We start from the raw sequence: 10,000 nt of genomic DNA, 5'->3' as shown, positions 1-10,000 counted from the left end.
ACGGCCGCGGTGATGGCGCTTGAAGATGATCCTCTATTCAATGCCGGGCGTGGTGCGGTGTTTACCTCGAATGCGACACACGAGATGGACGCAGCCATTATGGACGGCGCGACACGCAGCTGCGGTGCGATTTCTGGTATCTGCGGGCCACGGCATCCGATTCTGGCAGCCCGCTCCGTGATGGAGAAAACCGAACATGTTTTTCTCGCGGGCGAAGGCGCAAAGCAATTCTGCGAGACTGCCGACCTTGAGATGATGTCCCCAGACTGGTTTTCAACCGAACCGCGTATGGCTGCGCTTAAGGCCGTCATGGACCGGCGCAAGCAGGGGTTAACTGGTGACGAAGACCCTGCCCGCAAGCACGGAACCGTCGGAGCAGTCGCTCTTGACCGCCAAGGTCATCTGGCGGCAGCAACATCCACAGGCGGCATGACCGCCAAAACACCAGGACGCGTCGGCGATAGTCCGATCATTGGCGCAGGAACCTGGGCTGACGATGCAACGGCGGCCATATCGGCGACAGGACATGGCGAATATTTCATTCGCTGGGCCGTTGGGCATGAAATTGACGCGCGCATGCGCTGGGCCGGTCAGGCTTTGCAGCAAGCTGCGGGCGATGTTGTGCGGGAACTGGGGACAATCGGCGGCGAAGGCGGACTGATCGCCGTGGATCGCAAAGGCAATATCAGCCTGCCTATGAACAGCGAGGGCATGTATCGCGCCTGGTGTGGAGCGGACGGCGTCATTCACACTGCTATATATAAGGATGACGTATAAAATAGCGCCGTAAGAAGAGTGAAGAATGCCCTCGAACCCCGAACGACGGGATATTTCACCCTGTTTTGTTCAGTGATGGGCAATTTCTTACTCGGTTGTTCCCGAAACGCGCAATTCATTATACTTTCGTCTGCATCCCGCCGATGCGCTTTCTCTGAGTCCGTTTTCAACAGGCCAGAGTCAAGCATGTAGATGCAGAAAATCGCCATGCCCAAAAGCGCCTCTCCGCTCGAATCCTTTCAGTCCCGGACATTTCGTTCGCTCTGGTCGGCAACGCTGGTTTCGAATCTGGGTGGACTGATCGAAGGTGTCGCCGCCGGTTGGTTGATGACCAGTCTGACCACATCGCACGGAATGGTGGCTCTCGTTCAGGCATCGATGACCCTGCCAGTGATGATCTTTTCGCTCGCTGCCGGGGCATTGGCGGACAATTACGACCGCCGCCGCATCATGCTGATCGCGCAGATGATGATGCTGTGCTTTTCGGCAATGCTGGCGCTGCTGGCTTATGGCAATGTGCTGACACCGTGGCTGCTGCTCAGCCTCACATTTCTGATCGGATGTGGCGGCGCACTCTATAATCCATCCTGGCAGGCCTCGATGGGCGACATTGTTCCCCGTGAGCACTTGCCAGGAGCCGTTGCGCTGAACAGCATGAGCTATAATCTCATGCGCAGCATCGGCCCGGCTATTGGCGGCATCATCGTTGCGACGGCAGGCGCGGCCTTCGCCTTTCTCTTCAACGTATTCTGCTATTTCGCCCTGATCTTCGCGCTTTTCCGCTGGAAGAAAGTGACGCCGCGAAACCCGCTGCCGCGCGAATCCTTCGGCAGCGCCATGTCGGCAGGTTTTCGTTATGTGACCATGTCGCCCAATCTGTTGAAGGTCATGGTGCGTTCATTCGCTTTCGGCTTCAGCGCCGTGGTGATTCTGGCGCTCCTGCCACTCGTTGCGCGCGATCAGGTGCAGGGCACCGCCATTACCTATGGCATTATGCTGGGCTTTTTCGGGTTCGGCGCAATCTGCGGAGCACTGCTGATCGGGCGGGTGCGCGATATTCTCAGCAATGAATGGGTGATCCGCGGCGCATTCTTCGCGCTCGCCATCAGCTGTTTCTTCCTCGCCATGAGCAACCGGGTGTGGCTGAGCTGCCTTCTGCTGATGCCAGCAGGCATGGCCTGGGTGCAGGCCTTCTCGCTGTTCAATGTGACGGTGCAGCTTTCGACCCCGCGCTGGGTCGTCGGTCGCGCCTTGTCGCTGTACCAGACGGCGACATTCGGCGGCATGGCCTTGGGCAGCTGGGTCTGGGGTGAACTGGCCGATTTGCAGAGTGTTTCGGGTGCGCTGTTTATCGCAAGCGCCGTACTGATCGTCGGCGGGCTGCTCGGCTTCATCTTGCGCCAACCCAATTTCGAATCATTGAACCTCGATCCGACCAACGCCTTCAGCGAACCACAGCTGCAGCTGGACCTGCGCGCACGCAGCGGCCCAATCATGGTGATGGTCGATTATTCTATCGACCAGAAAGACGTGCCGGAATTTCTCGCCACAATGGCGCTGCGGCGGCGCACCAGAATTCGCGACGGCGCCAAACAGTGGGTGTTGTTGCGCGATCTGGAAAATCCGCGCATCTGGACGGAAAGCTACCATGTGCCGACCTGGATCGAATATATCCGCCACAGCCAGCGACTGACTCATGCGGATGCCGAGATCGCAAAGCACCTTGATGAATTGCATCGCGGCGACGGCCCTCCCCGCATTCACCACATGATCGAACGGCAGACTGTCCCTACGCACGACGATATGCCCTTGAAGCCCTATCTCGATGCAACCTGACAAAGCATAACCGCAAACAAAAAGCCGCCCGATTGGGCGGCTTTTTTAATACAGCAAATAAGGAGCGATCATTCGCCCCACGGGCCGTGGAAATCGCCATCCTTGTCGATGCGCTTGAAGCCATGCGAACCGAAGAAATCGCGCTGACCCTGAATGAGATTGGCCGTACCGAGCGACTGCGTGTAGCTATCGAAATAGTTGAGCGCCGAAGCAAGTGCGGGAACCGGCAAGCCGGCAATCGCAGCCTTGGAAACGATGTTCCGCAAGCCCTTGGACGCCTTTTGCATACGCCCGACAAAAGCCGGAGCCAGCAGAAGATTGCGGCTTTCATTGCCCTCGAATGCCTGGGCGATATCGTCCAGCAGTTCCGAGCGAATGATGCAACCGGCGCGCCAGATGCGGGCCGTGGTGGCCAGCGGAATGTTCCAGCCATGTTCTTTCGAGGCCGCTTCCATCACGGCAAAGCCCTGCGCATAGGCCGCGATCTTGCCAGCAAGCAGTGCCTGCTCCAGATCGGCAAGGAACTTGGTGTGATCAGCAACATCAAGCGTGCGCGGCGCAGGCTTGTAGATGCCCGCGGCTTCCTGCCGCTCGGCCTTGAGCGACGAAAGCGAACGCGCCGCAACCGCAGCTTCAATTGCTGTTGCGGGAACACCCAGCATCTGCGCTTCAATGGCAGCCCAGCGTCCGGTGCCCTTCTGCCCGGCTTCGTCGAGGATCATGTCGACCATCGCCTTGCCGCTGTCCGGATCGGTGGTCTTCAAAACCTTGGCGGTGATCTCGATCAGATAGGAATCGAGCGGACCGGAATTCCATTTCTCGAACACATCGCCAATGGCCGGAGCCGACAGGCTGAGGCCGTCACGCAGGATGCCGTAGATTTCGGCAATCATCTGCATATCGGCATATTCGATGCCATTATGGATCGTCTTGACGAAATGGCCCGCGCCGTCAGGACCAACCAGTGCGCAGCACGGCTCGCCCTTATATTTCGCAGCGGCAGCGAGAAGGATCGGCGCAATGCGCTCATAAGCTTCCGGCGTTCCGCCCACCATCATCGACGGGCCATGGCGCGCGCCTTCCGCACCGCCGGAAACACCCATGCCGACGAAGGTCGGATCGTTCGGGCCGAGCGCCTTGAGACGGCGGACCGTGTCGCGATAATCGGAATTGCCCGCGTCGATCATGATATCGCCCTTCTCGAGAAGAGCCTTGAGGCGGGTCGTTTCAGCATCGACGGGCGCGCCCGCCTTGATCAGAAAGATGAACGGACGCGGCTTGCGCGTATTTTCCGCCAATTCTTCGAAGGTGGCGCAAGGGATGATCTTGTCACGCAGCGGACCAGCTTTATCGAGGAAAGCTTTCAGCACAGGCTCGTCACGATCATAGACAGCAACCGTGTAGCCCTTCTCGGCTATATTCAGCGCCAGGTTGGAACCCATCACGCCAAGACCGACCATTCCGATATCTGCTTTTTCCATTTTAGGCCCTTCAGAGATGCAACCAGCTGGCCTGTCGCGTGGCAATGGGGAGGCATCCACTGCAAACAGGCTGGAACCCGGCATATTTGGTTGTCGCGGCATTTCGACGACAACGGCTGATAATCTGTATCGTATTCCTGGATGATCTAGGGCAAATGACACAAAGTTGATAGACCCCGGCACCGGAAAAAATCCTTGTGCACTGCCGGTTGCCAACGCCGCCGTGCTGCTGCAACAGTGAATGGAAACGAGAATTGCGGGCTGACCGCTTCTATCGGCGGTGGCGAAATTTCATCATGAGAATCAAATTGGGTATCGGTTCCAAACTTCTTCTGTCGAGCCTTGTCAGCCTGATCGGCTTGCTGGTCATGGCCGCTGTGACGGTGCATGCGCTGCGCGAACAGATGATCGATGACCGTGTCACCATGGTTCGCAACCTGACGGAGATCGGCCGCAAGATCATTCAGGAAGAATATGATCGCTTCCAAGGCGGCGAGATCAGCGAAGCTGCGGCCAAGCACAATGCCGTCGAAACGCTGCGCAAGCTGCGTTATGCCAATGACGAATATTTCTTCATCGACGATTTCGATGGCAATTCTGTGCTTTTGCCGATCAGGCCGGATCTTGAAGGCACGGACGCATCCACATTGGTCGATTCCGAAGGCCGCCATTACGTGCAGATGCAGATCGACACCGCCAAGTCCGGCGGCGGCGTGGTGCGTTATGAATTCACCAAGCCCAATACGAATGTGAGCGGCGAGAAAATGGCCTATGTCATGCCGTTCGAGCCGTGGCGGTGGTTCATCGCGACCGGCATCTATCTGGAAGATGTGGATAGCGAAACAAAGGCCGTGCTGCTGCGCGCAGGCGGCATTCTTGCCACCATCGCCGTTGTCACCACGGCGCTTCTGATTCTCTTGTCGCGCAGCATCACGCGACCGCTCGGGCGACTGACAGCGGTGATCGGACAGCTGACACGCCGTAAATATGATCTGACGGTCAAGGATCAGGACCGGCGCGACGAGATTGGCGATATTGCGCGCGCCGTGGAGATTTTCAAGAAAACCGGCCAGGAGTTCGAGATTCTGCAAGCGAAGATGCGCGAGCAGGAAGCCAAGGCGCAAGCCGAACGCGAGGCGGCACTTGCCTTCGAGCGCGACAGCGCCCTGCGGCTCGAACAGACGGCGAGGCTGATTTCGATGGGTGAAATGGCCGTGAGCCTTGCCCATGAGCTGAACCAACCGCTCGCCGCAGTCAGCAATTATTGCATGGGATCGGTACGGCGGCTGGAGGCTGGCACCGATGACCGTGCTGCACTGCTCGACGCCATGAAGAAGGCGTCGCGGCAGGCAAGCCGCGCATCCGGCATCGTGTCACGCATTCGCGATTTTCTGCGTCGCAGCGAACCGACCCCCCAGCCGCAAATATTACGGGAGATTGTCGAGGAGACCGCATCCATCGCCGAGATCGAATCGCGCAGGCGCGGTTTCAAGATCAAGGTTGATATTGCGAAAGACCTGCCAACCGTTCTGGCCGACCGGGTAATGATCGAGCAGGTTGTATTCAATCTCTTACGAAACGCCATCGAGGCCACATCGGCAATGCCCGCGCCGAGACGCGATATCATTGTTTCCGCCAGAATCAGCCCCGACGGGCAGGAAGTGGAAACAACCGTGCAGGATTTCGGGCAAGGCATTGCGGAAGACGAGTTGGGCAAGATATTCGACCCTTTCTATACGACCAAGGCCGAAGGCATGGGCGTCGGGCTCAATATCTGCCGCTCGATCATGGAGTTTCACCGCGGGCGGCTCTGGGCAGAGCCAAATCAAGGCCAAACTCAAGGCCAAGCTCTGGGGATGTCCTTTCATTTCACGCTGCCGGTAAGCGGCACTCGTCAGGAAAACGCGGCATGAGCGAAGCGGTCTATGTCATCGATGACGACGAAGCTTTTCGGGATTCGCTCGTCTGGTTGCTGGAATCGAGCCAATACACGGTTCGCGCTTTCGAATCGGCAGAAGCTTTTCTGGATGTCGCATCACCGGACATGTCCGGCTGCGTGATTGCCGATGTGCGCATGTCGGGCATAACTGGCCTTGAACTGCACCGTCGCCTGCAGGCGCTTGGCGTCGATCTGCCGACCATCATCGTCACCGGCCATGGCGACGTGCCGATGGCTGTCACAGCCTTTCGCGACGGCGTGGTGGATTTCATCGAAAAGCCGCTCGACGACCAGTATGTGCTGGAGCGGATCGAATTCTCTCTCGCCAAGGCGCGCGACAATGCGCGGCTGCGCCAGCAGGCGGATGATTTTGCCCGCCGTTACGAGAGCCTGACGCAGCGCGAAAAGGAAGTGCTGGAATATATTGTGGCCGGAAAGCTCAACAAGCAGATCGCCGATCTGATGGATATCAGCATCAAGACGGTTGAGGTGCATCGCAGCCGCGTGATGGAAAAGATGCAAGTGACGAATGTGGCGGAGCTGGTTCGCCAGAAACTGTCCTTTAGCGAAGGCGCAAAAAAGAAGCCGGCGTAAGCCGGCTTCTTCAATTTTGCAGATCAGGATCAGTCGTCGAGCTGCTGACCGCTTCGGTCAGTCGTGCAGGCCACCGCAATCAGCGAGATGACACCACAAGCCGCGATGAACACAGCAATCGGCAGATAGCTGCCATTATACTTGGCCAGCAGAGCCGTTGCGATCAGCGGCAGCGGACCGCCGACGATGGCTGCGCCCACCTGATAGCCGAGCGAAACGCCCGTATAGCGGACATCTGCCGGGAAGCTTTCGGCGAAGAACGTGCCAAGCACCGAACCATAGGTCGACCAGATGATGGCAAAGCCGATCACGACGGCAAGCGTCGCCACGAGCCACGAACCCTGATTGAGCAGCCAGAAGTAAGGCACCGTATAGATGACCATGGCGACCGTGCCGAGCAGGAAGACCTTCTTGCGGCCGATACGGTCCGACAGGCTGCCGAAATAGAGCATGACCGGAACGGCGATCAATGCAGCGATCAGCACCGAATTGAGAGCGTGGACGCGCTCGAAACCCAATCCCACGAGATAGGAAACGGTGAAGGTTGCGAACAGGAAGAAGGTCGAGGTTTCGATGAACTTCGCACCGATGACGATCAGAACCGCGCGCCAATGCTTGGTCAGCGTTTCGAACAGCGGCACTTTCTTCGCGGTATTGGCCGCAGCCACACGCTTGAAGGACGGGGTTTCGTCAACGGCGTTGCGGATCCACATGCCGATGGCGACCAGCACGATGGAAAGCACGAACGGAATGCGCCAGCCATAGGACAGGAACGCTTCTTCCGAGAAGCCGAGCGCAAGGCCGGATGTCACCAGATTGCCGAGCGCCAAACCGAACAATGCGCCGGTCTGCGGCACCGCGCCATAGAAGCCGCGCTTTTGGCGCGGGGAATATTCCACCGCCAGAAGCACGCCGCCGCCCCATTCGCCGCCAAGGGCGAGGCCCTGCAACAGACGCAAGAGCGTCAGGATGATCGGCGCCCAGACGCCGATGGTGGCATAGGTCGGCATCAAGCCGATCAGCACCGTCGATACGCCCATGATGGAAAGGGTGATGACAAGTGTCTTCTTGCGGCCGATACGGTCGCCGATATGGCTGAACAGAATGCCGCCAATCGGGCGGATCAAGAAAGCCAGCGCGAAAGAGGCAAGCGCCAGAAGCTGGCTAGTCACCGGATCGTCGGACGGAAAGAACAGCTTCCCGAACACGATGGCCGACATGGTGCCATAAAGGAAGTAATCATACCATTCGATGGTGCTGCCAACCGCGCTGCCAATCAGCGCGCGACGGCGGTCGCCATCGGTAATCAAAGTGTCTTTTTCTACGCGTGCAGAAGCCGCGCCCTCCAAGACGGTCATAGCATTTCCTCCTGAGTGGGCCGCTTACGCGGCCTTGTTTTTAAGAATGTCGAGGGCGACGTCGATGATCATGTCTTCCTGACCGCCGACCATGCGGCGCTTGCCAAGTTCGATGAGGATTTCGCGCGTATCGACGCCATAGAGTTTCGAGGCGTTTTCCGCATGACGCAGGAAGCTCGAATAAACGCCCGCATAGCCGAGCGAGAGGCTTTCACGGTCCACCCGCACCGGGCGGTCCTGCAACGGACGCACCAGATCGTCAGCTGCATCCATCAGGCCATAGAGGTCGCAGCCCGTATCAATGCCCTTGCGGTTGAGAACGGCGATCAGGCCTTCAAGCGGCGCATTACCGGCCCCTGCCCCCATGCCTGCCAGCGATGCATCGACGCGAACAGCGCCCGCTTCGATACCGGCAACGGCATTGGCAACGCCAAGCGTCAGATTGTGGTGGGTGTGAACGCCGATTTCTGTTTCCGGACGCAGCGCATCGCGCAGCGCCTTGACGCGCAGCGTATATTGCTCCGGCAACAGCGCGCCTGCCGAGTCGGTGACATAGACGCATTCCGCGCCATAGCTTTCCATCAGCTTCGCCTGTTCGACCAGCTTTTCCGGCTCAGCCATATGCGACATCATCAGGAAGCCGATCGTGTCCATGCCCAGTTCACGTGCAGCCTCGATATGCTGGCGTGATACATCGGCCTCGGTGCAATGGGTTGCAACGCGAACCGAACGTGCACCGGCATCATAGGCTTCTTTCAGATCATGCACCGTGCCAATGCCCGGAATGAGCAGCACGGTGACACGGGCATGCTCGCAGGCGTCGGCAACCGCGCCGATCCATTCGACATCGTCATGCAGGCCAAAACCATAATTGAAGGTCGAACCGGCAAGGCCGTCACCATGGGTGATTTCAATCGCGTCCACCTTGGCTGCATCCAGCGCCTTCGCAATGGCGACGACATCCTTCAGCGTGTATTGGTGGCGGATCGAATGCATGCCGTCGCGCAGCGTGACATCCTGAACATAGAGCTTATCGGGATTGGAGCGGGCCATTATGCAGCCTCCTTGGCAAGCGCTTTTGCTGCCCAATGATCGGCGGTGACCAATGCAGCGGATGTCATGATGTCGAGATTGCCGGCATAGGCAGGCAGATAATGTGCAGCGCCTTCCACCTCGAGCAGGATCGTCGTCTTGAGACCCGATACGAGCCCGATGCCCGGCACGCGAACCGGCGCATTATCGCCGATGACTTCGAACTGCACTTTCTGCTTCAGGCGATAGCCCGGCACATAGGCCTGAACCGTCTTGACCATTTCGGCAATCGAAGCCTCGATGGCTTCGCGGCTGCCGCCCTGCGACAGAACAAACACCGTATCGCGCATGATCAGCGGAGGTTCGGCAGGGTTGAGAATGATCAGCGCCTTGCCGCGTTCGGCACCGCCCAGATCACGGATCGCCTTCGACGTGGTTTCGGTGAATTCATCGATATTGGCGCGGGTGCCGGGACCAGCCGAACGCGACGAGATCGAAGCGACGATTTCGCCATAGACCACGCGGTCGGTGGTGCGCTTGACGGCATAGACCATCGGGATCGTCGCCTGACCGCCGCATGTGACCATGTTAACGTTCGGCTCGTCGATATTGGCATCGCCATTGATGGCCGGAATGGTGAAAGGGCCGATGGCGGCAGGTGTCAGGTCGATGACCTTCTTGCCGTCCTTCTGCAACAGCGCGTCATTATGCAGATGCGCCTTGGCCGAGGTTGCATCGAACACGATATCGATATCGCGATATTCCGGCATACGCAGCAGCCCGTCGATGCCTTCATGGGTGACCGGCACGCCGAGCCGTGCGGCGCGTGCCAGACCATCCGAATTCGGATCAATGCCGACCATTGCGCCCATTTCGATATTCTTCGACGTGCGCATCACCTTGATCATCAAATCCGTGCCAATATTGCCGGAACCAATGATCGCGCATTTCTTCTTGGACATAGTGGGTCCTTTCTGATCTTC

General features: G+C 58.4%; 8 protein-coding genes (1 of these 8 cut by a window edge). 4 read left to right on the top strand and 4 right to left on the bottom strand.

Annotated features, from left to right (window positions below; genetic code table 11):
• Both ACTJKP_RS24145 and ACTJKP_RS24140 read left to right on the top strand, forming a co-directional pair.
• Positions 1-777 carry the 3' portion of an isoaspartyl peptidase/L-asparaginase family protein gene (locus ACTJKP_RS24145; RefSeq protein WP_440632479.1) on the top strand. The gene continues 165 nt to the left of window position 1, outside the view, so the window shows 777 of its 942 coding nt (coding positions 166-942); its start codon lies off the left edge, out of view; its stop codon occupies positions 775-777.
• A 207-nt stretch (positions 778-984) separates the two neighbouring features.
• Positions 985-2,613 (top strand): MFS transporter, encoded by a 1,629-nt coding sequence (locus ACTJKP_RS24140; RefSeq protein WP_440632478.1) that lies wholly within the window; start codon positions 985-987, stop codon positions 2,611-2,613.
• Between the two features lie 68 nt (positions 2,614-2,681).
• On the opposite strand, the gene gndA is transcribed toward ACTJKP_RS24140, so the two are convergent.
• Positions 2,682-4,094 (bottom strand): NADP-dependent phosphogluconate dehydrogenase, encoded by a 1,413-nt coding sequence (gene gndA, locus ACTJKP_RS24135; protein ID WP_151589750.1) that lies wholly within the window; start codon positions 4,092-4,094, stop codon positions 2,682-2,684.
• A gap of 296 nt (positions 4,095-4,390) precedes the next feature.
• On the opposite strand from gndA, the gene ACTJKP_RS24130 reads away from it, so the two are divergent.
• Together ACTJKP_RS24130 and ACTJKP_RS24125 are read left to right on the top strand one after the other, a co-directional pair.
• Entirely contained in the window at positions 4,391-6,007 is a 1,617-nt protein-coding gene (locus ACTJKP_RS24130) for a cache domain-containing protein (RefSeq protein WP_440632477.1), read from the top strand.
• Entirely contained in the window at positions 6,004-6,627 is a 624-nt protein-coding gene (locus ACTJKP_RS24125; protein WP_440632476.1) for a response regulator transcription factor, read from the top strand. Before ACTJKP_RS24130 ends, ACTJKP_RS24125 begins: the two co-directional genes overlap by 4 nt.
• A gap of 29 nt (positions 6,628-6,656) precedes the next feature.
• Here ACTJKP_RS24125 and ACTJKP_RS24120 read toward each other — a convergent pair whose 3' ends face one another.
• From ACTJKP_RS24120 to ACTJKP_RS24110, 3 genes are read right to left on the bottom strand one after another with little or no spacing between them, the layout of a single operon-like run.
• The gene (locus tag ACTJKP_RS24120; protein ID WP_078341323.1) at positions 6,657-7,985 is read right to left on the bottom strand and encodes an MFS transporter; all 1,329 of its coding nucleotides are present in this window, start codon (positions 7,983-7,985) and stop codon (positions 6,657-6,659) included.
• 24 nt (positions 7,986-8,009) lie between these two features.
• Positions 8,010-9,038, bottom strand: coding sequence for a 4-hydroxy-2-oxovalerate aldolase (gene dmpG, locus ACTJKP_RS24115; RefSeq protein WP_078341218.1), 1,029 nt, complete (start codon positions 9,036-9,038; stop codon positions 8,010-8,012).
• On the bottom strand, positions 9,038-9,979 hold the full coding sequence (locus ACTJKP_RS24110) for an acetaldehyde dehydrogenase (acetylating) (RefSeq protein WP_440630967.1): 942 nt from the start codon (positions 9,977-9,979) through the stop codon (positions 9,038-9,040). The genes dmpG and ACTJKP_RS24110 overlap by 1 nt, the downstream gene beginning before the upstream one ends.
• Positions 9,980-10,000 lie beyond the last annotated feature (21 nt).

The sequence above is a fragment of the Brucella sp. 22210 genome, assembly GCF_052045675.1.
In the GTDB taxonomy this organism is placed as follows: Bacteria; Pseudomonadota; Alphaproteobacteria; order Rhizobiales; family Rhizobiaceae; genus Brucella.
The sequence above is the reverse complement of the archived record's forward strand: the minus strand, read 5'-3'. Positions and strand labels throughout refer to the sequence as shown.